Here is a 21,647-nt window from a genome sequence, read left to right on the forward strand (position 1 = left end):
GTGAACGTTCCGGAGTGCTGTCGCGTCGGAGGACCGGAGAACAGCAGGCGGAACGGGGGAAGTTGATGCGCGGACGACTTGTGGTGACGACGGTGCTGGTGGCGTCGGCGGCCGTGGCGTGCGGCGGCGAGAGCGACCAGGACCTGGTCATCGCGGGGACGGCTCCGGCCGTGCCCTACAGCGGACCGCTGCACGTGCCCACGAAGAACCTCGACGAGGACAGCACCCGCGCCACCCGCATGGAGTCGGGCGCGGCGGGCCGGGCCCTGGAGTGCGACGGGGAGATCTACTCCGGCGGGGGCAGCGAGGCGTGGAGCAAGAGCGACGGCGGGTCGACGCCCGAGGAGGGGCTGCGGGCCTTCTTCGACATGGAGCAGTCCGACTACCCGGACCACGGCTACCGCGTCGAGCGCCGGGAGGCCGACCGCGTCCTGTACTCCTTCGACGTCGCCGGGCGGACCAAGGTCGCCGTCGTCGTGGCCAAGGACCAGAAGAACAGGCCCGGTTGGGGACCGGACACCAGCGCCTCCTGCGATCCGACCGAACTCCCGGCGAGCTACACCGACGGGAAGTGGTACGAGATCTGGACCGACGCGCGGGGCAGGCGGGTACCGATCACCAAGGTGCACAGCTCCGTCGGCGACGAGCACTGCGGCTGGGAGAGCGCGCACTTCCTGTCGGTGGGGGAGCGGGACAAGGAGGACGAGGACGGCAGGCTCTACGCCCGCGATCCCGACGGCGTGCTCACCCAGTCCATGCTGACCTCCGCGTACGACGGGGACGTGCGGATGCCCGCCGACGCCCACGACACCGGATACCGGCACGGCGACTGGCGGTTGTGGCTGTCGGACGCAGACCCGTCCAAGGCCTACGTCCGCACCGCCGACGGCGTCGAGGCCTGGCCGCAGGTGCGTCCTGACCAGGGCTGCAAGTGAGTCGCCGTCACCTGCTCGCGTGCAGCGCGACCAGCAACTGCCATACCTGGTCGGCGACTTGGGGCGCGTCGGCGTCCAGGAGGCCGTGCAGCCAGTCGGCCAGCACACCGGCGAAGGTCGCGGCGACCGCGGAGGCGACCAGCGGGGCGTCCGCCGCGCCCGCCCGTTCCCGCTCGCGCAGGCTGTAGGCCCGCAGGTCCCGGTGCAGCACAAGGCCGAGTGGGCCGCCGCCACCCGGAGCGAGCAGCGCGCGGTACAGCTCGGCATGTGGGGTGAGCGAGCCGAAGAACTCCGCCAGCGCGGGCGGCGCATGCACCGGGTCGGGCCGCCCCTGCCAGGAGTGCAGCGCCTCGACCGCCTCCCGTACGACGTCCGCGCAGGCGTCGACGGCCAGGGCCTCCAGGTCGGCGTAGTGCACGTAGAAGGTGGCCCGGCCGACCCCCGCCCGGCGCACGAGGGCGGCCACGCCGACCTCCGCCAGGGGCCGCTCGGCGCACTCGGCGAGCAGGGCCTCGCGCAGCCGCTCCTTGGTCCGCGCGGCCCGCGGGTCCTCCGGCGCGGGGCGGGTCACTGCGCGATGAGGACGGCGGCCAGGGCGATCGCGCCGGGCAACGCCTGCGCGAACAGGATGCGGCGGTTGGCGGTGACCGTGCCGTACACGCCCGCGATCACGACACAGGACAGGAAGAACACCTGCGCGCGGAATCCGGTCGGATCCGCCGCGACGAGCCCCCACACCAGCCCGGCGGCGAGAAACCCGTTGTAGAGCCCTTGGTTGGCGGCCAGCGGCGCGGTCGCCTTCGCCATCCCCGGGTCGAACCCGTGCAACCCCCGGCCGGGCTTCTTCTCCCACAGGAACATCTCCAGCACCAGGATGTAGGCGTGCAGAGCGGCCACCAGACCGACCAGCACGTTCGCGACCGTCTCCATGCGGAACTCCAATTCGAGGACAGGCTCACGGACAAGTTCATGGACAGGTGTCCATCATAGCCGGACATCTGTCCAGGAAGTTACCGTCGGTCGCCGGTCCCGGCCGCACGGCCGGGCGATCACATTGCGCCAGTCGCTCTGACCTTCGGGTCCGGCAGATGCGCCCAACTCCCCGGTCGGGGAAGTGATTTGTCGATGAATGGATCGTTGGCTGAGAGTGACGGAATCCTCACTTCCGTCAAACGATCTAGGTTGATCTTTTGGTGTCAGAACCCGATAAGCTCCCTACCGACGCTGCGAGTTGGCCCGATCGCGTTCGGTCATCTCGCGCTGCGTGTTCATGAGTGAGGTCCCCAGCACACTCCCCCTGTTCGATCGGGTTGCTTCGAAGGATGCAGATGGAACTCGCCACTCCGCCGCCGGCGGCGCGGGCCCCTGTCGCCTGGTACAGCTGGTGGTTGATGCCGCTGGCCTTAGGAGGCGGAACGGTAGCCGCCACGTTCATGAGCTCCGAGCGAATAACGGCCGCCGTCGCCGGTGCCGCGGCGACCGCCGCCAGCGCCGTCTGCGTACGGCTGTTGATTCGCACCCGGACGCAACTGCGTCGGGTAGAGGGCTCCTTCCGCAGCTCGCAGGCCGAGCAGTCCCAGCAGTGGCAGCAGCATGTTGCCGGCCTGGAGCGGAAGTTCACCGCCGAGCGAGGCTCCCTGGAGTCCCAGCTCGCCGACCAGTCCGGTGCCTACGAGGCACAACTCACCGAGCGCACCGCCGCGTTGGCGAGCCAGCTCGCCGAGCAGGCCACGTCCTACGAGGCCCAGCTCGCCGACCAGGCCGAGGTCTGGCAGGAACAGATCGCCCACCAGCAGACCGCGCTCGCCCACCTCGGCGACGAGCAACTGCCGGACGCGCTGGTACGGCTGCGGGCCGGCGACGCCATCGACGACCTGCTGCCCGAGCCCGGCCAGTGCGCCAAGGTCAGCGCCGACTTCCAGGCCGACCTGCGCAAGGTGCTCAGAACCGCCCTCATCGGCGTGGAGGAGGAGTTCAACCGCTCCACCTCCGCCGAGCAGGCCGTCATCAGCATCGGCAACCGCATCCACGTCCTGACCAGCAAGCTGCGCGGACGGCTGCACGAGATGCAGGGCGAGCACGGCCGGCTGCCGGCCGTCGCCCGCGGCCTGATGGAGCTCGACCAGGAGCTCGGCCCCGCCGACTCGCTCGCCGCCAGCATCGGCGTGCTCGGCGGCTCGGACCGGCCCGGACGCCAGTGGCAGGAGCCGCAGCGCCTGCTCAGCGTGATGCGCGGCGGCATCGGCCGGATCAAGGACTTCCACCGCGTCGAGGTGCGCCATCTGCCCGAACTCGGCGTGGACGGCGGCCTGGTGGACCACCTCACGCTGATCTTCGCCCACCTGCTGGACAACGCGGCCCGCTACTCGCCGCCCACCGAGCCGGTGGTCGTCTCCGGCAAGGAGGTCCCCAACGGCGTCGGCATCGAGATCCAGGACTCCGGCAAGGGCCTGAACGAGGAGAAGAAGCGCGAGGCCGAGGACGCCCTCGCGGGCACCGAGGTCGGCGCGGGTCTCGGCGGCATCTCGGAGGACGCCAACATCGGTCTGCGCGTCGTCGGCGCTCTCGCCCGCCGCTACGGCATCCGCGTCACCTTCGCGGACTCGCCGTGGCTCGGCACCTCGGTGGTTCTCGTGGTCCCGCACAAGTACTTCAGCCCGCTGCCCGCGGCCTCCCCGGCCCAGCCGGTCCAGGCCGCGCAGACCGCCACGGCCGCCCCCGGCCGCTCGGCGGCCGTGGACGAAGCACCGGAGGCGGAGGCCGAGTTCGGCGAGGCCACGGACACCACACCCGGAGGACTTCCCCGGCGCCGCAGCAAGCGGAACGAGGAGCCGCAGCCGAGGACCGTGCAGCGGACCGAGGAGTCGGCCGCCTTCGCCGTCCCGCCGGACGAGTCCTTCGCCGGCCTGGCCGCGTTCGCGACCGCCGGCCGGGAGATCACCGAGGAGGACGCGGCGCCGGCCGGCCGTGAGTCCACCGAGCACCGCACTGAAGAGAGCGACTAGTCCACATGACGCAACAGGGAACCGACGTGAGCTGGGCGCTCCGCGATCTGGTGGAGTCCATCCCGGAGATCCGTTTCGCCCTCGTGGCCTCCAGTGACGGCAAGGCCATCACCAGCTTCGGTGCCGAAGACCCCGACGACGTCGACCGGTTCGCGGCCGTCGTGGCCGGACTGCAGGCCCTCGCCCAGCCCGTCGCCGAGCAGTTCCCCAAGTACGCGGGGCAGCTGCGGCTGGCGATGATCGAGGTCGACGGCGGCCATCTCTTCGTCGTCCGCGCCGGTGTGGAGACGTATCTCGGCGTGCTGGCGCGGGAAGGCCTCGACCAGGGCCTGCTCGGTCACCAGATGAGGGATCTGGCCCGCAGGATGGGTGAGCTCCTCGGCACCACTCCGCGCCTGGAGGAGCACTCTGGATGAGTGCTCCCCGACCGCCCACGGACCCGTCCGGTCTCGAGCGCTACTACGTCCTCACCGGAGGACGTAGCGGACCGGGCGGTTCGGCGTCGAGTCTCGACGTGGCGACCCTCATCGTCTCTCTGACCGCCCCCGTACCGGGTATGCAGCACGAGCACGAGGAGATCATCCGGCGCTGCCGCGATCCGTTGTCGGTGGCCGAACTCGGCGCCCACCTCGGACTGCCCTTCAACATTCTCGCGGTGCTGCTGGCCGATCTGCTCGAGGCAGGCCGCGTCGACGCCCGTGATCCGATCCCGGCGCACGACGCCGGTCGCGGGCCCGACCTCGCGCTCCTTGAGGAGGTACTCAGTGGACTTCAAAGGCTTTGACCATCCCGGCCGGCCGGCCGCCGGAGGCACCCGCTCGGTGAAGGTGATGATCGCCGGCGGCTTCGGCACCGGAAAGACCACCATGGTCCGCTCCGTCAGCGACATCAAACCGCTGACCACCGAGGAGACGCTCACCCAGGCGAGCGCCGACGTCGACCACCTCATCGGCGTCGCCGACAAGACGGAGACCACCGTCAGCCTGGACTTCGGCAAGATCAGCCTCAACGAGAGCCTGATGCTGTACCTGTTCGGCACCCCCGGCCAGGAGCGGTTCTGGTTCCTGTGGAACGGCCTGTTCAAGGGCGCGCTCGGCGCGGTCGTCCTGGTGGACACCCGCCGGCTCGCCTCCAGCTTCCGGGCGATCGAGGAGATGGAGCGGCAGAACGTGCCTTTCGTCATCGCGCTGAACGTCTTCCCGGACTCCAAGAACCATCCGGTCGACGAGATACGGGACGCCCTCGACATCTCCCCGTACACCCCGGTCGTGGAGTGCGACGCCCGGGACCGGGACTCCAGCCGCGATGTGCTCGTCGCCCTGATACAGCACCTCAAGGACCGCTCGGCCGTCGCCCTGGAGTCCCGATGAACGACCAGCCCTTAAGCGGTCCCGACGCCCCGCGGGGCTGCCCAGTGGCCCACGGCTCGGGCGACCTCACCCGGTTGTTCGGGCCGGAGGCGTCGACCGACCCGTCCGGCATCTACGAGCGGCTGCGCAAGGAGCACGGATCCGTCGCGCCGGTGCTCCTGGAGGGTGACGTCCCCGCCTGGCTGGTGCTCGGCTACCGCGACAACCGGCGGGTGCTGGACAATCCGCGCCAGTTCAGCCGGGACGCGCGGATCTGGCGGGACTGGCGGGAGGGGCGGGTCGACGAGACGTCACCGCTGATCCCGATGGTCGGCTGGCGTCCCGACTGCGTCTCCCAGGACGGCGAACCGCACCGCCGGCTGCGCGGCGCGGTCACCGACGGGCTGCTCGCGGCGTCCAGCCGGGGCGTGCGGCGGCACACGACGTTCTTCGCGAACAAGCAGATCGACGCGTTCGCCGACGCCGGTCGCGCCGACCTGGTGGACGACTACGCCGAGTACCTGCCGATGCTCGTGCTCACCCGGATCCTGGGCCTTCCCGCGGCGGACGGGCTGCGCCTGGTCGAGTCGTGCGCCCAGGTCTTCAAGGGCGGCGAGGGCGCTCTGGAGCACAACGGCCGGATCATGCAGATCCTGTCGGAACTCACCGAGCGCAAGCGGGCCGAGCCGGGCTCCGACTTCACCACGGCCCTGCTGGAGCACCCGGCCGGCCTCGACCACGACGAGGTCGTCAGCCATCTGCGCCTGGTGCTGATCGCCGGACACACCACCACCAGCAACCTGCTGGCGCGGGTCCTGCACCTGATCCTCACCGACTCCGCCCGGTTGTCCGGTCTGGTCAGCGGACAGCTGAACATCTCCTCGGTGGTGGAGGAGGTCATGTGGGACACCCCGCCGCTGTCCGTCCTGCCGGGCCGGTTCGCGGCCGCCGACCTGGAGCTCGGCGGCCATCACATCCAGGAGGGTGAACTGCTCGTCCTGGGCCTGGCCGCGGGCAACCTCGACCCGGAGGTACGGCCCGACTCGACCGTCGCTCTGCAGGGCAACCAGGCGCATCTGGCGTTCAGTTCGGGACCGCACGAGTGCCCGGGGCAGAACATCGGCCAGTCCATCATCGAGATCGGTGTGGACGTCCTGCTGCACCGGCTGCCGGGTCTCCGCCTGGCCGTGCCGTCGGAGGAGCTCTCCTCGACCGCCACGACCTGGGACTCCCGGCTCGACAGCCTGCCGGTCGAATTCTCCGTCTGACACCCTCGCTGCCCGGCCGGACCCCGGCCGGGCAGTGCTGTCCCCGCAGACCTGGAACAGGGTCGAGGCGTCAGCCGTCGAGCCAGTCGCCCGCCACGTCAGTGGGGCGGTATCCCGTGGCGTTCCAGAGGAAGTGCGGGTGGGCGGCGCCGAACATGTAGGCGAGCAGAGCGGTGTCCTCCCGCCCCGTCCCGGGATCGTGCAGGGCGTGGAACTTCTCGGCTCCGATCACGCCGGCGTCCTGCTGGATCTGCCGGGCACGGGCCGTCGACGGATCGGCGCTCGACGCCTCCACGGCGGCGATGTACGTGCGGCGCAGGATCTCCCATGCGTTGTCGGTGTCACCGTGCCAGGTGCCGTGCAGCGCTTCGAAGGCATGGAGCTCGGCGTCGAACAGGGGCCATGCATCCGGGTGTTGGGCCCGGCAGCGCGCGGACAGCTCGGCGGTACGGGCGCTCAGCGCGGGTACGGTGCGCCGCGGGGCGATGGTGAGGGTGGTGCCGTGGGTGAGGATGCCGCTGCACGGGTTGGGCTGCAGGTCGCAGAGCGGGCACTCCTCCGCCGGGGGAAGGCCCGCGGTGATGCCGTCGAACCACAGGGCATGACGGCCCGTGAGCCCCATCCAGACGATGGTGGTGGTCATCAGCCAGGTGTTCCACATCGGGTCGTGCGCCTCGGGCATGCAGCCGTACTTGACGATGGCTATCGCGCAGGCGGCGTAGAGCGCCTTGGTGTGGGTGGGCATCCCGGCGAGCCAGAAGTTGCTGATCTCGCCGGTGAGGGCGTCGGCCCGTACGTCGGCCATGTCGTCGATGACGCGGCACAGCAGCAGCGAGGCGAGGTTCTCCTCCTGCCAGAGTTCGGTGTCGGGGGCGACGTGCCAGAACAGGCAGTCCAGCATCTGCAGGATCGAGTAGGTGCTCTGGCCGAGCGGGTTGCTCTGGGGGAGCGTGACGCTGCCCGCTTCGTGCTGTCGGAGCCAGTACTCGTCGACTGAGCGCTTGTGGGCCGCGAAGAGTCCGGAGACCAGGGCCCGTGCGCTGTTGGTGCTGAAGTTCTCGGCCAGGCGGCCTTCGACGTGTTCGGTGAGTTGTGTCGTGTCGATGGTCTCGATCACGCGTTTGTATTCGTGGAAGACGAGGATGTCGTCCTCGAAGCGATGGCGGTGGCCGAGGTCCCGTTCGAGGTCGTTCATCTGCCGGGTCCAGGACCAGCCACCGGTCAGGACGCTGTCGAGTTCTCGGCGGTGCGGCCAGGTCTTGACGGTGAGGGGACGGCCGGCGCTCTGCCGCCAGCGGTAGTCGTCCAGGGTGCGCGCGGGGGGCGTGGGCAGCCGGCGGCACAGCGGGCAGGCGCAGTCGGTGGCCTGCTCCTCCTCGCGCGGCGGGGCGAGCGCCCGGCTCCGCCAGGCCCCCTCCAGCATCGCGCAGCTCAGCCGGCAGACCTCGACATCCGTGCCGACCTGAGGGAAGGCCGCTTCGATCAGGTCCAGGCTGGCGTCGAGGTGCCTCAACCTGGCGTGGCCCTCCTCATCGGGCGGGAGGAACGCGGTCTGCGCCAGATGGAGGGCTCCCTCCACATGCAGCGTGGTGCCGACGCGGGGGGAGCCGAGTGCGTCCAGCCGCTGCTGAGCGGCGCTCTGGCACCCTAGGTATTCCTCCGTGCTTCCGTTGATGCGGTCCAACAGGAGGCGGGCCAGGGCGTTCCCCGCCTCCGTGGGCTGGAGTTGGGCGCTCGACCGCGCCGGGAGCGAGTTGTCGGCGGACGACTTCGGACCAGCACCTACGACTCGAAATTTCACACAGGTCTCCATCAGGTTGTGGCCATGACAACGGAATCGATCGGCCGTGGCGGTCGGCCTGTCGTGTTCGGGGGTCTTCCGGCCTACGGCCGGGGGAATGGCGGATTCACCCTGGATGCCGTCGTCCTGCCATGGACGGCTCGTCCTTGTCCAAGCACTCCTGACGCATGCGATTCCTTCTGCGAGACGGCGCTACAGAGCTCCCCCGCTCTGCGAGCGGACGCCCGGAATGGCCACCCGCACACTCGAACTCAGCTTCTATGGCCGAAAGTTGAACCTAGAAGCGGTACGAGACTGCCCAAAACCTAAACGATCAACACGTGACCTGTCCGTGATCTGGGTTACTGCCTACACCTCCTGAGCTGCGTATACTCGCGCGCCCCCCACGTATGTCCCCGCGACCCGCGTCTCCGCGATCGCCTCTGTCGGCCCGTCGAACGGATCGCGGTCGAGCACCACGAGATCCGCGAGCGCTCCCACCCGCACCTGACCGGTTTCGTCCAGATGGTTCGCATACGCCGAGCCCGCCGTGTACGCCGTCAACGCCTCGGCGAGTCCGATGCGTTCGGCCGGCAGGAACACCGGCGTGTCGCCGCCGTCGGGCGCCACGCGATTGACCGCCACATGGATTCCCTGGAGCGGATCGGGGCTGCTCACGGGCCAGTCGCTGCCCGCCGCGAGCCGGGCGCCGGAGCGCAGCAGCGCTCCGAACGGGTACTGCCACGAGGCCCGTTGGGCTCCGAGGAAGGGGATGGTCAACTCGTCCATCTGCGGTTCGTGGGCCGCCCAGAGCGGCTGGATGTTCGCGACGGCGCCGAGCCGGGCGAAACGCGGCACGTCGTCGGGGTGGACCACCTGAAGATGCGCCAGGTGGGGTCGCGTGTCGCTCGGTCCGTTCGCGGCCCGCGCCGCCTCGACCGCGTCCAGCGCGTCGCGCACGGCACGGTCACCGAGGGCATGGAAGTGGCACTGGAAGCCGAGAGCATCCAACGCGCTTACGTACTCCGGGAGTTGAGCCCGGTCGATGAAGCTGGTCCCTCGATTGCCGGTCACGCAACCGCACTTGTCCAGGTAGGGATCCAGCAGCGCGGCGGTGCCGGTCTCGGCGACCCCGTCCAGCATCAGCTTGACGCTCGACGCGCGGAACCGCCCGTGGCTCAACTCCGCCCGCTTCTCCACGAGTTCGGGGATCTGCTCGGCCCCGCGCTCGCGGTCCCACCACAGCGCCCCGACGACCCGCGCGGTCAGCGAGCCGTCCCGGGCCGCCGCCAGATACGCGCCGGACGGGTCGTCCATGCCGAGGAACTCCCCGACGAGCGCGTCCTGCCAGGCCGTGATGCCGAGCGCGTGCAGATGGCGCTGCGCGTGCAACAGGGCGGCCAGCCGGTCGGCCGCGTCGGCGGGCGGGGTGAGCCGGCCGACGAGCTGCATCGCGCCTTCCTGCAGTGTGCCGACCGGCTCGCCCGAACCGTCCCGCTCGATGCGCCCGTCGGCCGGATCCGCGGTCTCCCGGGTGATGCCCGCCAGTTCGAGGGCGCGGCTGTTGACCCAGGCGCCGTGATGGTCGCGGTTGGGCAGATAGACCGGCCGGTCCGGCACCACCGCGTCCAGCAGCTCCTTCGTCGGCACACCGCCCTCGAAGGCCTCCATCGACCAGCCGCCGCCGGTGATCCACTCCTGCTCCGGATGGGCGTCGGCGTACGCGCGCGCGGCGGCCACGGTCTCGGCGGCCGTCCGTGTCCCGGTCAGGTCGCAGCGGGTGAGTTCGAGACCGGCCGGCAGCGGGTGGACGTGCGCGTCCTGGAAGCCGGGCAGCAGCAACCGCCCTGCCAGGTCGACGACTTCGGTGCGCGGTCCGACGAGATCCAGGACCTCGTCGCGCCCCACGGCGACGATGCGCTCGCCGCTGACGGCCACGGCGGTCGCGGTGCGGCCCTCGGGGGTGAGGACGGGGCCGCCGGTGAAGAGAAGGTCTGCGTGCATGGTCGCGTTTCCTAGTGGGGTGTCGGGAGCAGATGGGGGGCGTCGGCGTCGGTGCCCTCGCCCGTGCGGAAGTACGGTGACCTGCGCACCCACTTGGACCACGCGGCGGCCACGAAGCCCGACGCGATCATCACCAGCGGGGTGAGCAGCAGGAACCAGCCGTTGTCCGCGCTGAGTTCGAGATGGTCGGCGGAGGTGTAGAAGGACCAGCCGAGATATCCGCCCAGGCCGAGCAGCGCGGTGGCGCTCAACGCCGGCAGCACCACAGCGCGTATGCCTTCCTTCAGGTCCTCGCGCAGCAACGAGCGGAAGCGCACCGCGGCCGCCAGCGCAGTGAGCGCGTACGACAGGGCGACCACGATCCCCACTGCGCTCACCGTCGCCATGATCAGGTCCGCGAGGCGCGGGATGACCAGGGCGAGGGCCGCGACGGCCGCGGCCAGCGCGCCGATCAGCAGGGTGCCGGCGGCCGGAGTCCCGTACCGCGGGCTGACCTTGGACCACACCGGCCCGAGCGTACGGTCCCGGCTCATCGCGAACATCGCGCGGGCCGTCGGGATCACCCCGGCCTGCAGTGAGGCGACGGCCGAGAACATCAGCGCCACGAGCGGCAGCGCGGCCAGCGGCTGGCCAGCGAGGCGGTCGCCGAAGAACGCCAGGCCCTCGGCGCCGTGTCCGACCAACTCCGGTTCGGACAGCACCCGTTGGAAGGCCACCGAGCCGATCAGGAACAGCGCCAGCATGGTGAACAGGGTGATGAAGCCTGCCCGGGAGGCGTCCCGCGGGTCGCGCACCTCCTCGTTGACGCTGAACGCGGCCTCGAAACCCCAGTAGCAGAACACCGAGAGGAGCAGCCCCTGGGCGAGGGCGGAGGCGGAGGGGACGGCGAACGGATCGAACCAGCTCAGGCTGAAGGCGTGCGGGCCGGTGACGATGCCGTATCCGCAGAACCCGAGCAGGACGACGTACTCGAAGATCAGCAGTCCGCTCTGGAGCCGTGCGGCGGTGCGGATGCCGGTGACCGCGGTGAGCGTGACCGCGAGCAGGACCACGACACCGATCGCGGTCGTCTGCGCGGTCGAGCCCGCGTCCAGGGTGAGCGGGCCGACCTTGTGCACGCCGGCGTCACCGGCCAGCTGGATCAGCGCCGAGCCGGTGACCGCGGTCGTGTAGGCCAAAAACGCCACCGTCGCCACGATGTTCACCCAGCCGACCATGAAGCCGAGCCACGGACTGAGTGAACGGCCCACCCACACATAGCCGTTGCCCGCGTTCGGCTCCACCCGGTTGAGCCGGGAGAAGGCGCCCGCGATGCCCACGATCGGGAGGAACGCCAGCAGCATGATCGCCGGCAGATGCAGTCCGACCACCCCGGCCGTGACGCCCAGGCCGATGCCGATGGTGGTGGTCGCGGCCGTGCTGGAGGCGGCCACCGCGATGCCGTCCAGTAGGCCGAGGGACCGGCGCAGCTCGGAGTCCGGCCGTGTGGGTGGGTCGGCTCCGTAGGGTTTCTCGATCATGGGCGGGTCTCCGCTCGCACCTGGGGGACCTGACAGGCCCCGGTGACCGCACATGAAACTGCCCGTGCACTTAACAGGTCAACGGTGTTGTCATAAGGTACGGGCACGGGCCCAGGGGGGCAGTCCATGAGCGAGCGAGTCGTCCCGGCCGCCGACCGGCGGCGCAGGCGTCCCACCAAGGCGGGGGTCGTCCTGTCCGAGGAGCTGATCGTCGAGACGGCCCTGCGGCTGATCGAGGAGCACGGCGCGGACGCTCTGTCCGTGCGCCGCCTCGGCCGCGCCCTCGGTGCCGACCCCAGCTCGCTGTACCGCTACTTCCGGCACACCGACGATCTGCTGCTCGCCGTCGCCGACGAACTCATCGGGCGCACTCTGCGCACCTGGCACCCCACCGGCGACTGGCGTGCCGACCTGCGCGACCTCGGTCTGCGGATGCACGCGGGCGCCCTCGCCCAGCCCAGGGCGGCCGTGCTCAGCTCGTACCGGGTGACCGGGCGGGTGCACGAGATCCAGGCCGTCGAGGCGATCCTCGGCGTGGTGCGCGGCGCAGGCTTCCCCGACGCGGAGGCCGTGCGGATCTACCACGCCTTCGTCGACCAGTGCCTCGCCTTCGGCGCCCTCGACTCGGCGAGCCTCGCGATGCCGAAGGCGGCCCGCGAGGCGGAGGTGGGCGTGTGGCGGGCGACGTATGCCAGGCTGCCCGCCGCCACCCACCCGCACATCGCCGCCACCGCCCGCCACCTCGTCGCCGACATGCCGCGCAGCTCGTACCCCGCCGCCCTGGACCTGCTGCTCAGCGCGGCGGCGGCGCGGCTGGCGGAGATCCGGGCGGAGGGGGAGGACGGTTGACGGTCACATCGGCGGACGCCCGGCCGTCATAGCCCTGACAGCGCACGGACCGACGGTGATCAGGCCATCGGTCGGCCTATCCGAGGAGGACGTACGACAATGAATCGGCCACCCGCGCGCGATCCCGAACAGCGCAAGCAGGACACGCTCCGTCGGCTCGAACACGACGAGGACGTCTGGGTCGCCTCCGCGGCGCCCGACGGCGGTGCGCCGTATCTCGTCCCGCTCTCCTTCCGCTGGGACGGCTCGGCGCTGCTGCTCGCCACCCCGGCCGGCAGCCCCACCGGCCGCAACCTCGCGGCGACCGGCGTCACGCGCCTGGGCATCGGCCCGACCCGGGACGTGGTCATGATCGAGGGGACCGTCGAGACAGTGACGCCGGAGGATCTCTCCGAGCAGGAAGGCGACCTGTTCGCGGCGAAGACCGGCTTCGACCCGCGCCGACTGACCACCTCCTACCTGTACTTCAGGGTGTTCCCGCAGCGCGTGCAGGCCTGGCGGGAGGCGGACGAACTGGACGGGCGCGAGCTGATGCGGGACGGGAAGTGGCTGGTGGCCGACTGATCCCGCGTCCTGCCGGCCGCGCCCGCGGCCGGTCAGTCCCTGCCGCCCTTGCCGTCGCCCGGCCAGACGCCGGTCCTACGGTGCACGGCCGTCGCGCCCGCTCGGTCCGCCGCGCTGCGGGCCACGGCGAACAGGGCGCCCTGGATCGCGGCCGCCACCAGGACCTCCGTCCATCCGCGGTCCCGGTCCAGGGCGTCGGGCGCGTTGTCCTCGTGCCGGATCGCCTGCCACGTCTTCTGGAAGGCGAGGCCGGCCAGGGTCCCGCTCGCCCAGCCCAGGGCGAAGCCGAGTGGCTTGTAGCCGAGGGGGAGTTTCAGCTTCTTCCGCTTGATCGTCTTGGCCACGTGTGTCTCTCCTTCGGAAGGTCGATGCCGACGGTGTCATCGAAGCCGGGTGTCCGGTAGAGGCCGTGGGCACACCCGATCCCGGGGAATCGGCCGCCCACGCCGTGTGAGCGGCGCGCTCAGGGGCAGTCGGCGAGGGTGACTGGGACAGCATCTGCACAGGAATCCGACAAAACGTCCGACAAGACACCCGGGGAAGCCTCTGAGGAGACCTCTGACGAAACATCCGCGAAGAACGCCGACAGCCGGACCCGCGTCACCGTGCTGGTGGCGCTCGCAGCCAACCTGGTGATCGCCGTGGCCAAGGCGGTCGGCGGACTCTTCGCCGGTTCGCCGGCGCTGCTCTCGGAGGCCGCGCACTCCGTGGCCGACAGCCTGAACGAGGTCTTCCTGCTGGCCGCGCTTCGTCGCAGCCGCCGCCCCGCCGACCGGCGCCACCCGTTCGGCTACGGCAAGGAACGCTTCTTCTGGTCGCTCCTCGCCGCCGTCGGGATCTTCGTGATGGGCGGCTGCTTCTCCTTCTTCCAGGGCTTCGAGGCCCTCAGGAACGGCGCTGAGGAGAAACACAGCGGGTACGTGATGGGCCTGATCGTGCTGGGCGTCGCCTTCGTAGCCGAGGGCGTCTCGCTGGTCCGTGCCCTGCACCAGGCGCATCGGCAGGGCGGCCGCAGCGGACTGCGCGACCCGGCGCTGCGTACGGTCATCGCCGAGGACGGCACCGCGGTGCTCGGTGTGACGCTGGCCGCCGCCGGGATGGCGCTGCACATGGTCACCGGGCAGGTGGTGTGGGAGGCGTCGGCCTCGATGGCGATCGGCGCGCTGCTCGTCTTCGTCGCCTACCGCCTGGGCAGCGACGCCCGTGACCAGCTGATCGGCGAGGCGGCCGACCCGGAGGCGGCGGACCGGATCCGGGAACTGCTGGAGGAGCAGCCCGAGATCGACAGCGTGGAAGCGCTGTTCACCATGAAGACGGGCCTCGACTCCGCACTGGTGGCGGCCCGGGTGGATCTGGTGGGCGGTCTGGACAGCGAGGTGGTCGAGGACGTCTCCGTGCGGATCAAGCAGACCATCTCGGACGCCGTGTCCGAGGCGGACCAGATCTTCCTGGACATCACCGACCGGCAGGCCCGCGAGGCAGCGGAGAGCCCCGCCGCGACGGGGGAACGCGGCGGGGCCTGACGCACGCGTGCCCGGGGACACCGCGGTCATGCACCCCTGACCGAAGATTTTTTTCGAACCCAGGTCAGGGGGTGTGCGTCGGTACGAGGATCACGCGTTCCCGGCGACCGGTTCGAGCACGAAGACCGGAATCTGCCGGTCGGTCTTCTTCTGGTAGTCGGCGTACGGCGGATAGGCCGCGACGGCCCGCTCCCACCACTCGGCCTTCTCCGCGCCGGTGACCTCGCGGGCGATCATGTCCACCGGCTCCGGCCCGTCCTGGAGCTCCACACGCGGCTCGCCCTTGATGTTGTGGTACCAGACCGGGTGCTTGGGCGCCCCGCCCTGGGAGGCGACCACCGCGTACAGACCGTCGTGCTCGACGCGCATCAGCGGCGTCTTGCGGATCTTGCCGCTCTTGGCGCCGAGAGTCGTCAGTACGATCACCGGCAGTCCGGTGTCCCGCAGGGTGTTCCCCTTGGCGCCGCCGGAACTCTCGAACAGTTCCACCTGGTCACGCACCCACTGCGCCGGGCTGGGTTCGTACTCGCCCTCAAGAGGCATGGCATCCGTCCCATCGTCGTGTCTACGGTTTCCTGCCGCTCAGCCACAACAGCATCGCGAGCGGTAATCATCCCTACCGCATGCCCCCTGCCCCGCGCCCCATCGGAGGCACCCGTACGGCCGATGCCGTGACCGGTTTTCGATTCCTGAGCGATCATCCCCGGCCAGAAAACCCCCGGCGTCCATCTGGCCGAACTTGACGTCGTTCCATAGATGCCCCGGGCATCTAATGAAGATCTGCACGACGCACCCTTCGTCTGCGAGGTCTTCCCATGACGGAAACGGAACCTGTCGCCTTCCCCCAGGACCGGACCTGCCCCTACCACCCGCCGACGGCCTACGACCCGCTGCGCGCCGACCGCCCGCTGACCCGGATCACCCTCTACGACGGCAAAAAGGCCTGGCTGGTCACGGGACACACGCTCGCCCGGAGCCTGCTCGCCGACCAGCGCCTGTCCAGCGACCGCTCCCACCCCGACTTCCCGGCGCCCAACGTGCGCTTCACCGTGGGCAAGGACCGGAAGGCCGCGCTGCTCGGCTACGACGACCCCGAACACCACACCCAGCGCCGGATGATGGTCCCCAGCTTCACTCTCCGGCGGGCCGCCGCGCTGCGCCCGGAGATCCAGCGGATCGTGGACGAACGGCTCGACGCGATGATCGCGCAGGGGCCGCCCGGAGAGTTGGTGAGCGCCTTCGCGCTGCCCGTGCCGTCGATGGTGATCTGCGCGCTGCTCGGCGTCCCCTACGCCGACCACGAGTTCTTCGAAGGGCAGTCGCGCCGGCTGCTGCGCGGCCCGAAGGTCTCCGACGTACAGGACGCCCGCGATCAACTGGACGCGTACTTCGAGCAGTTGATCGACGCGAAGCTGAAGCAGGCGGAGCCCGGCGACGGCGTACTGGACGAACTCGTCCACGAGAAGCTGCGCGAGGGGGAGTTGAACCGCAGCGAGGTCATCTCGTTCGCGACCATCCTGTTGATCGCGGGCCACGAGACCACCGCCAACATGATCTCGCTCGGCACCTTCGCCCTGCTCCAACACCCCGAACGTCTCGCCGAGTTGCGCACGCGGCCCGAGCTGCTGCCCGACGCGGTCGAGGAGCTCATGCGGATGCTGTCGATCGCGGACGGACTGCTGCGCCGGGCCACCGAGGACATCGAGGCGGGCGGCACGACCATCCGGGCCGGCGACCCGGTGCTCTTCTCGACCGCGGTCATCAACCGCGACGCCGCCGTCTACGAGGACCCCGACACCTTCGACTGGCACCGGCCGGCCCGTCACCACGTGGCGTTCGGCTTCGGCATCCACCAGTGCCTCGGCCAGAACCTTGCCCGCGCCGAGCTGGAGATCGCCCTGCACACCCTCTTCGACCGGCTGCCCACCCTGCGGCTGGCCGTCCCGGCGGAGGAGATCCCCTTCAAACCCGGCGACACCATCCAGGGGATGCTGGAACTCCCCGTGACCTGGTAAGAGGCTGACGGTCATGCACATCGACATCGACAAGGACGTCTGTATCGGCGCGGGCCAGTGCGCCCTGGCCGCCCCGAAGGTCTTCACCCAGGACGACGACGGATTCAGCACGCTGCTGCCGGGCCAGGAGGACGGCGGCGGCGACCCGATGGTGCGGGAGGCCGCCCGGGCCTGCCCGGTGAGCGCGATCGCCGTGTCGGACGGCTGAGGCTCGGCGGGCCCGCGGCGGGAGAGCTCGGCAAGCCCGCAGCGGGAACGTTCAGCGAGCCCGCAGCAGGAGCCGCGCCGCTTCGCGCGCCTCCCGCGCGGGCTCCGTGCTCCGCTGGATGCCGGCGCTGACCATCGCCCCCTCGGCCAGCAGGAACAGCTGTCCGGCGAGGGCTTCGGGCAGCCCGGCATCCGCCACGAGACCGGCGAGATAATTCCTGAACTCCCGCTTGTGCGACCGCACTTGAGCCGTCACGCGGGCAGAGGTAGCGCCCAGCTCCCCGTAGGAGTTGATCCACGCGCACCCCCGGAACCCGTCCTCGCCGAACCACCCCTCCAGCCAGTCGAAGACGGCCAGGACCCGCTCCTCGGGATCCTCGCGCTCGGCCACGAACGCGGCGAGCCGCCCGCGCCAGCGCACGTCCCGCCGCTCCAGATACGCCTCCACCAGCTGTTCCTTCGCCGGGAACAGCCCGTAGAGCCGCTTGAGCGAGAGGCCCGAAGCGCCGCGCACGTCGTCCATGCCGACGGACTGGATGCCCCGCCCGTAGAACAGCTCCTCGGCGGCGTCCAGCGCCTGCTCCCGGGCGACTGCGCTGTCCATGACGGCCATCTCCGTACGACCCTTCCTTGACGTGAGAACGTGCGTTCTCCTACGGTAGCAGCCAGCCGGAGAACGCACGTTCTCCCATGCTGTGGGCACCAGTTCGCCCGCACCAGTCCGTCCGTCGAGGAGGAACCCCATGGCCGATCGCCCGCCCCTGCCCCCGTTCACCCGCGAGACCGCCGCGCAGAAGGTCCAGGCCGCCGAGGACGCCTGGAACACCCGCGATCCGCACAAGGTCTCGCTCGCCTACTCCGAGGACTCGGTCTGGCGCAACCGCGACACCTTCGTCACCGGCCGCGCCGAGATCGTCGAGCTCCTCACCGCCAAGTGGGCCCGCGAGCGCGAGTACGCCCTGCGCAAGGACCTGTGGGCCTACGACGGCAACCGCATCGCGGTCCGCTTCCAGTACGAGTGCCAGGACGCCGACGGCCAGTGGTGGCGCAGCTACGGCAACGAGCTGTGGGAGTTCGACGAGCACGGCCTGATGACCCGGCGCGAGGCCAGCATCAACGACGTGCCCATCGAGGAGAAGCAGCGCCGCATCCACGGCCCGCGCCCCGAGGCCGAACGCGGGGAGACCTTCCCGCTTGAGTAGGGTTCCCGGATGACGGAACCGGACCCGAGACCCTTCCTCTACGTCGTCGTCTGCGCCGCCGGGATCGCCGCCGACGTCGGCAGGCTGATCACGGCCGCACGGGAGCGGGACTGGGAGGTGGGGGTCATCGCGACGCCCGTCGCGGATGCCGGCTTCTTCGACCGGGCCGCCGTGGAGGCGCAGACCGGCCGGACCGTCCGCTCCGCCTGGCGGATGCCCGGCGATCCACGCCCCTTCCCGCCGCCGGACGCGGTCGTGGTGGCTCCGGCGACCTTCAACACGATCAACAAATGGGCGGCGGGCCTGGCCGACACCCTCGCCGTCGCCACCCTCTGCGAGGCGTACGGCCTCGGCGTGCCGGTCGCCGTACTCCCGTGCGTGGCCGACGCGTTGACCGTCCACCCGGCTTACGAAGACAGCCTGAACCGGCTGCGCGGGATGGGCGTCCGGTTCGGCGAGCCCTACTCCGGCGAGGTGGGGGAGGACGGCCTGCGGCCTGAGTTCGGGTGGGAGCGGGCACTGGACCTTCTGGAGCGGTCGGGGCCCTGACGTCCGCCGGGCCGTGATCCCGGCGGGGGACGACGTACGCTCCGAATCAGTACATCGTCTCGAAGGCGGGAGCGGCGAAGATGCAGTACGTGAAGCTCGGTTCGACGGGTCTGGACGTGTCGCGGATCTGTCTGGGCTGCATGACCTACGGGCTGCCCGACCGGGGTGTGCACGAGTGGACCCTCGACGAGGAGGCCTCGCGTCCGCTGATCCGGCAGGCGCTGGAGGCCGGGATCAACTTCCTCGACACGGCGAACGTCTACTCCGACGGCACCAGCGAGGAGATCGTCGGAAAGGCGCTGCGCGACTTCGCGAACCGCGACGAGGTCGTGCTCGCGACGAAGGTGCACGGGCGGATGCGGCCCGGGCCCAACGGCGGCGGGCTCTCCCGTAAGGCGATCCTCACCGAGATCGACCACAGCCTGAGCCGGCTCGGCACCGACTACGTCGACCTCTACCAGATCCACCGCTTCGACCCGCACACCCCGGTCGAGGAGACGATGGAAGCGCTGCACGACGTGGTGAAGGCGGGCAAGGCGCGCTACATCGGGGCGAGTTCGATGTACGCCTGGCAGTTCTCGAAGATGCAGTACACCGCCGAGCGGCACGGCTGGACGAAGTTCGTGTCGATGCAGAACCACTACAACCTCCTCTACCGCGAGGAGGAGCGCGAGATGCTGCCGCTCTGCGCCGACCAGGGCGTCGGCGCCCTGCCCTGGAGCCCGCTCGCCCGCGGCCGGCTCACCCGGGACTGGGGCACCGTCACCGAGCGCAGCGCCAACGACAACTTCGGCAGCCGCCTCTACGCCGAGGGCGACCGCACCGTCGTCGAGGCCGTCACCCGCATCGCCGGCGACCGCGGGGTGCCGCGCGCCCAGGTCGCCCTCGCCTGGCTGCTGCGGCAGACCGCGGTGGCGGCCCCGATCGTCGGTGCGGGCAAGCCGCAGCACATCGAGGACGCGGTGGCGGCCGTCGAACTGGAGCTCAGCGACAAGGAGTTGGAGGAGCTGGAGCAGCCCTACGCTCCGCACCCCATCATCGGCCACTGACCTCGTCGACGACGGGCGCTCAATGGGGCCCGTGCGGTGCGAACTCCGTGCCGCACGGCCCCGCGCCCTCGCTCTCCGCGAGCAGCACGCGGTCGCCGCTCATCGACACCGTCCGGTAGTACGCGCCGATCCGCTCGGCCGACCGCCCCACGTAGTGGCCGATGAACGAGCGGCGGAACCGGTCGGCTGTGCCGTTGGGCTGCGAGCCGTGCACCAGGCTGCCGTTGAAGAACAGGACGTCCCCGGGCGCCAGATCGACCGGCACGGCCGCGAGCCCCGGCGGCGGCGGAACGTACTCTCGCGCGAACGACACCCCTTCGTCCGCCTCCTCCGGGCAGAACAGGTCCATCCGGTGCGTACCGGGGACGACTTCGAGCCCCCCGTTGTCCCGGTCGATCACATCGCAGGCCACCCACGCGGCCACGCAGGTGCCCGGCTCGACCCGCAGATAGAAGTTGTCCTGGTGCAGCGCCTGCCCCCGGGCGCCGGGCGGCTTGAAGTAGAACATGCTCTGCGCGGCCAGCACCTCCTCGCCGAGCAGCGTCTCCAGCACGGACCCCAGCCGTGCGTCGAGCAGGACGCGCCGTGCGAGCCCGTTGATCTCGTGCGGCTGCATCACGCGCGGGTGGGTGTGCAGCGGGTCGGATCCGGGGCGGGGCTGGAAGTGCCCCGGTATCGGTCCGGCCGCGTGCAGCGCCGCGAACTCCGCGCACAGCCGGTCGATCTCGTCGTACCCGAAGAGCCCCCGCACGACCGTGAACCCGTCCTCGCGGAAGCCCTCCAGTCCTTCCTGCGTCAGGATGGGAGGGTCGGCGGTGCCGTTGCCTGTGACTGTCATGCGTGCACTCCTCGGTGTGGTGGTCCTTGCCTGTCACGCTAGGCCGCCGCGCGTACGAAGGGGATGTCCGTGAACGCTGACCGATTGCCTGAGACTGCTGCCCCCGGCGACCCGGCGCCACCGCCCGGCCTGGTCGTGGTCGGCCGCTACGACCAGCCCCAGGGCTACGGCGTGAACCGGCCCCGCGGCGCCGACAGTTGGCTGTTCATCTGGACGACGGACGGTGGCGGCCGGCTGCGGCAGGGCGGGAGCGAGGCGCGGGCCGGGGTGGGGGACCTGGTGGTGCTCGCGCCGGGCGTCCCGCACCAGTACGCCGTCGAACCGGGCGCCTCGCGCTGGGAGTTCTGGTGGGCGCACTGCGTGGCACGGCCGTCCTGGCCGCCCTGGCTGCGCCCGTACGACACGGGCGACGGTCTGTACGTCGTCACCCCCACCCCGCCGGAACTGCGCGGCCGGGTCGAGAGCGCGTTCCGGCGGATGCACTCCGATGCCCGCTGGACGGGGAGCCAGGCGCCGCCCGTCGGCGTGTCGGGGGACGAAAGGGTCACCGTGGCCCATGCGACCGCCGCTCGGGAACTCGCCCTGACCTCCCTGGAGGAGATCGTCCTGCTCACCGCCGCCACCGCCCGGCCGATCGCGCCCGCGTCGGGTGTCGACCCCCGGGTGCGCCGGGCGCAGGAGCTGATCGACGCCGATCCGGGCGCCCCGCACACCGTCCGTTCGCTCGCCGAGACCGCTTCTCTCTCGCCCTCCCGATTCGCCCACCTGTTCACCTCGCAGGCCGGCCGGTCCCCGATGCGGGCGCTGCGCGAGGCGCGGCTGCGGCATGCCGCGCGGTTGTTGGAAAGCACGGACCTGTCGGTGGACCGGGTGGCGGCCGCTTCGGGGTTCGTCAGCGCGTTCCACTTCAATCGGGTGTTCCGCGAACGTTTTGGACTGCCGCCGGGTGCCTACCGGGCGGGCGGTTCAATGGTTGGCGAGTGACGGGAG

24 protein-coding genes are annotated in these 21,647 nt (G+C 70.7%); 15 read left to right on the top strand and 9 right to left on the bottom strand.

The features are described 5' to 3' along the window. The first annotated feature begins 65 nt into the window (after positions 1-65). Positions 66-935: a hypothetical protein gene (locus ACWDR3_RS09795; RefSeq protein WP_450351939.1), complete on the top strand. Its 870-nt coding sequence runs from the start codon at positions 66-68 to the stop codon at positions 933-935. 7 nt (positions 936-942) lie between these two features. Here the strand turns inward: ACWDR3_RS09795 and ACWDR3_RS09800 are convergent, their stop codons facing one another. Both ACWDR3_RS09800 and ACWDR3_RS09805 read right to left on the bottom strand, forming a co-directional pair. Next, the gene (locus tag ACWDR3_RS09800) at positions 943-1,506 is read right to left on the bottom strand and encodes a TetR/AcrR family transcriptional regulator (RefSeq protein ID WP_450351940.1); all 564 of its coding nucleotides are present in this window, start codon (positions 1,504-1,506) and stop codon (positions 943-945) included. Beyond that, positions 1,503-1,865, bottom strand: coding sequence for a DUF1304 domain-containing protein (locus tag ACWDR3_RS09805; RefSeq protein WP_450351941.1), 363 nt, complete (start codon positions 1,863-1,865; stop codon positions 1,503-1,505). Before ACWDR3_RS09805 ends, ACWDR3_RS09800 begins: the two co-directional genes overlap by 4 nt. Before the next feature lie 398 nt (positions 1,866-2,263). Between ACWDR3_RS09805 and ACWDR3_RS09810 the strand changes: the two genes are divergently transcribed. The 5 genes from ACWDR3_RS09810 to ACWDR3_RS09830 are packed head-to-tail and all read left to right on the top strand — an operon-like array spanning position 2,264 to position 6,557. Further along, positions 2,264-3,940 carry an ATP-binding protein gene (locus tag ACWDR3_RS09810; protein WP_450351942.1) on the top strand — a complete coding sequence of 559 codons (1,677 nt, stop codon included), beginning with the start codon at positions 2,264-2,266 and terminating at the stop codon, positions 3,938-3,940. A gap of 5 nt (positions 3,941-3,945) precedes the next feature. Continuing rightward, the gene (locus ACWDR3_RS09815) at positions 3,946-4,356 is read left to right on the top strand and encodes a roadblock/LC7 domain-containing protein (RefSeq protein WP_030043913.1); all 411 of its coding nucleotides are present in this window, start codon (positions 3,946-3,948) and stop codon (positions 4,354-4,356) included. Continuing rightward, positions 4,353-4,724, top strand: coding sequence for a DUF742 domain-containing protein (locus ACWDR3_RS09820; RefSeq protein WP_401710678.1), 372 nt, complete (start codon positions 4,353-4,355; stop codon positions 4,722-4,724). Before ACWDR3_RS09815 ends, ACWDR3_RS09820 begins: the two co-directional genes overlap by 4 nt. Next, positions 4,705-5,310: a GTP-binding protein gene (locus tag ACWDR3_RS09825; RefSeq protein WP_450351943.1), complete on the top strand. Its 606-nt coding sequence runs from the start codon at positions 4,705-4,707 to the stop codon at positions 5,308-5,310. The genes ACWDR3_RS09820 and ACWDR3_RS09825 overlap by 20 nt, the downstream gene beginning before the upstream one ends. After that, positions 5,307-6,557, top strand: a complete 1,251-nt coding sequence (locus ACWDR3_RS09830; RefSeq protein ID WP_450351944.1) for a cytochrome P450 — start codon at positions 5,307-5,309, stop codon at positions 6,555-6,557. Before ACWDR3_RS09825 ends, ACWDR3_RS09830 begins: the two co-directional genes overlap by 4 nt. Positions 6,558-6,627: 70 nt before the next feature. On the opposite strand, the gene ACWDR3_RS09835 is transcribed toward ACWDR3_RS09830, so the two are convergent. From ACWDR3_RS09835 to ACWDR3_RS09845, 3 genes are all read right to left on the bottom strand, one after another. Then, positions 6,628-8,358, bottom strand: a complete 1,731-nt coding sequence (locus tag ACWDR3_RS09835) for a hypothetical protein (protein WP_450351945.1) — start codon at positions 8,356-8,358, stop codon at positions 6,628-6,630. Between the two features lie 348 nt (positions 8,359-8,706). Continuing rightward, on the bottom strand, positions 8,707-10,341 hold the full coding sequence (locus ACWDR3_RS09840) for an amidohydrolase (protein WP_450351946.1): 1,635 nt from the start codon (positions 10,339-10,341) through the stop codon (positions 8,707-8,709). Positions 10,342-10,352: 11 nt separating this feature from the next. After that, positions 10,353-11,861 carry an APC family permease gene (locus ACWDR3_RS09845; protein WP_450351947.1) on the bottom strand — a complete coding sequence of 503 codons (1,509 nt, stop codon included), beginning with the start codon at positions 11,859-11,861 and terminating at the stop codon, positions 10,353-10,355. A 126-nt stretch (positions 11,862-11,987) separates the two neighbouring features. On the opposite strand from ACWDR3_RS09845, the gene ACWDR3_RS09850 reads away from it, so the two are divergent. Together ACWDR3_RS09850 and ACWDR3_RS09855 are read left to right on the top strand one after the other, a co-directional pair. After that, on the top strand, positions 11,988-12,710 hold the full coding sequence (locus tag ACWDR3_RS09850) for a helix-turn-helix domain-containing protein (protein WP_450351948.1): 723 nt from the start codon (positions 11,988-11,990) through the stop codon (positions 12,708-12,710). Positions 12,711-12,809: 99 nt separating this feature from the next. Next, a complete protein-coding gene (locus tag ACWDR3_RS09855) occupies positions 12,810-13,274 on the top strand; it encodes a pyridoxamine 5'-phosphate oxidase family protein (RefSeq protein ID WP_450351949.1) in 465 nt (154 codons plus the stop codon). A 32-nt stretch (positions 13,275-13,306) separates the two neighbouring features. On the opposite strand, the gene ACWDR3_RS09860 is transcribed toward ACWDR3_RS09855, so the two are convergent. After that, complete coding sequence (locus ACWDR3_RS09860; RefSeq protein WP_450351950.1) at positions 13,307-13,618, bottom strand: DUF4235 domain-containing protein; 312 nt, start codon at positions 13,616-13,618, stop codon at positions 13,307-13,309. 261 nt (positions 13,619-13,879) lie between these two features. Here ACWDR3_RS09860 and ACWDR3_RS09865 point away from each other — a divergent pair, with 261 nt between their 5' ends. After that, positions 13,880-14,797 carry a cation diffusion facilitator family transporter gene (locus tag ACWDR3_RS09865; protein ID WP_450351951.1) on the top strand — a complete coding sequence of 306 codons (918 nt, stop codon included), beginning with the start codon at positions 13,880-13,882 and terminating at the stop codon, positions 14,795-14,797. A gap of 90 nt (positions 14,798-14,887) precedes the next feature. Here ACWDR3_RS09865 and ACWDR3_RS09870 read toward each other — a convergent pair whose 3' ends face one another. Continuing rightward, complete coding sequence (locus tag ACWDR3_RS09870) at positions 14,888-15,340, bottom strand: nitroreductase family deazaflavin-dependent oxidoreductase (RefSeq protein ID WP_450351952.1); 453 nt, start codon at positions 15,338-15,340, stop codon at positions 14,888-14,890. A gap of 272 nt (positions 15,341-15,612) precedes the next feature. On the opposite strand from ACWDR3_RS09870, the gene ACWDR3_RS09875 reads away from it, so the two are divergent. Beyond that, positions 15,613-16,812 carry a cytochrome P450 gene (locus tag ACWDR3_RS09875; RefSeq protein WP_450351953.1) on the top strand — a complete coding sequence of 400 codons (1,200 nt, stop codon included), beginning with the start codon at positions 15,613-15,615 and terminating at the stop codon, positions 16,810-16,812. A 13-nt stretch (positions 16,813-16,825) separates the two neighbouring features. Further along, on the top strand, positions 16,826-17,020 hold the full coding sequence (locus ACWDR3_RS09880; RefSeq protein WP_450351954.1) for a ferredoxin: 195 nt from the start codon (positions 16,826-16,828) through the stop codon (positions 17,018-17,020). 51 nt (positions 17,021-17,071) lie between these two features. Here the strand turns inward: ACWDR3_RS09880 and ACWDR3_RS09885 are convergent, their stop codons facing one another. Next, complete coding sequence (locus ACWDR3_RS09885; protein WP_450351955.1) at positions 17,072-17,623, bottom strand: TetR/AcrR family transcriptional regulator; 552 nt, start codon at positions 17,621-17,623, stop codon at positions 17,072-17,074. A 139-nt stretch (positions 17,624-17,762) separates the two neighbouring features. Between ACWDR3_RS09885 and ACWDR3_RS09890 the strand changes: the two genes are divergently transcribed. From ACWDR3_RS09890 to ACWDR3_RS09900, 3 genes are all read left to right on the top strand, one after another. Further along, on the top strand, positions 17,763-18,221 hold the full coding sequence (locus ACWDR3_RS09890; RefSeq protein ID WP_450351956.1) for a nuclear transport factor 2 family protein: 459 nt from the start codon (positions 17,763-17,765) through the stop codon (positions 18,219-18,221). A 9-nt stretch (positions 18,222-18,230) separates the two neighbouring features. Further along, entirely contained in the window at positions 18,231-18,770 is a 540-nt protein-coding gene (locus ACWDR3_RS09895) for a flavoprotein (RefSeq protein WP_450351957.1), read from the top strand. An 80-nt stretch (positions 18,771-18,850) separates the two neighbouring features. Continuing rightward, the gene (locus tag ACWDR3_RS09900; RefSeq protein ID WP_450351958.1) at positions 18,851-19,819 is read left to right on the top strand and encodes an aldo/keto reductase; all 969 of its coding nucleotides are present in this window, start codon (positions 18,851-18,853) and stop codon (positions 19,817-19,819) included. Positions 19,820-19,838: 19 nt separating this feature from the next. On the opposite strand, the gene ACWDR3_RS09905 is transcribed toward ACWDR3_RS09900, so the two are convergent. Then, positions 19,839-20,657, bottom strand: coding sequence for a phytanoyl-CoA dioxygenase family protein (locus tag ACWDR3_RS09905; RefSeq protein ID WP_450351959.1), 819 nt, complete (start codon positions 20,655-20,657; stop codon positions 19,839-19,841). Between the two features lie 63 nt (positions 20,658-20,720). On the opposite strand from ACWDR3_RS09905, the gene ACWDR3_RS09910 reads away from it, so the two are divergent. Further along, positions 20,721-21,641 carry a helix-turn-helix domain-containing protein gene (locus tag ACWDR3_RS09910; RefSeq protein WP_450351960.1) on the top strand — a complete coding sequence of 307 codons (921 nt, stop codon included), beginning with the start codon at positions 20,721-20,723 and terminating at the stop codon, positions 21,639-21,641. Positions 21,642-21,647: the final 6 nt, after the last annotated feature.

It is taken from the genome of Streptomyces sp. NPDC001002 (assembly GCF_053599215.1).